Here is an 813-nt window from a genome sequence, read left to right on the forward strand (position 1 = left end):
ATTATTAATTATTTATATTTCTAAAAGTACACATATCTATCAAATTTCGTTCCTTTTCATTTGCAAAAGTAGACAATCTCATCCATATTTGCAAGTTTTTCTTTATAAAAGTGAACATTATTCTTTATTTTTCTCATTTCCAGCCATTTTCTTCCGTTCTGTGATGAACTTCGGTGTTGCATTAGCCTCTCGCTTCCCAAAAGTGTCCTTTCTTGGAAGCTCCCCTTTATAAAACCTCTTCCTGTAATTATTTGGCGTATCATAGCCGATAGCATAACATGGTCTTTTCTCATTGTAATAATCCACGTATGCGTCCAAGGCCTCCTCGAACTCCTCTCTTGAATTACATGTCTCAATCTTGAAGTCTATGAACAATTCCTCTTTTATCCATCCGTTGAGGGATTCGTTCACAGGGTTGTCTGTAGGCTTTCCTGCCCTGGACATAGACCTCACAATCATCGTGTCCTTTATCAGCTCATTATAGGCGAGCGAAGCATACACGCTACCTTGGTCCGTATGAAGAACAGTTGGCTCATCTGTGCCCTTCAACAGGTTGATGACATCATTTAGCCCATCAATGTACTGGTCTCTATGTCCACGTCTCTCAGCCACATGCCACGTTAGGATTTCTTTCGTAAAGACATCGAAATACATGGTCAACTCAAAGAAGAACCAAGAGTATTTGATGACTGTCATGTCAGAGACGATAACTTGTCGAGGTCTGTCTACCGTGTCCCACGTGGAATAAATGAGGGTGGGGTACTTATCCTTTACCTTACGTGGTTTGTAATGTATCTTGTGTCTCGTTTGTGA

1 protein-coding gene is annotated in these 813 nt (G+C 40.3%); it reads right to left on the reverse strand.

From position 1 onward, the window contains the following. Positions 1–117: 117 nt before the first annotated feature. A complete protein-coding gene (locus QYM41_RS17590; protein ID WP_368801064.1) occupies positions 118–795 on the reverse strand; it encodes a DDE-type integrase/transposase/recombinase in 678 nt (225 codons plus the stop codon). Positions 796–813 lie beyond the last annotated feature (18 nt).

Origin of the sequence: Kocuria oxytropis, from assembly GCF_040981195.1 — a bacterium.
GTDB classification, from domain to species: Bacteria; Actinomycetota; Actinomycetes; order Actinomycetales; family Micrococcaceae; genus Kocuria; species Kocuria oxytropis.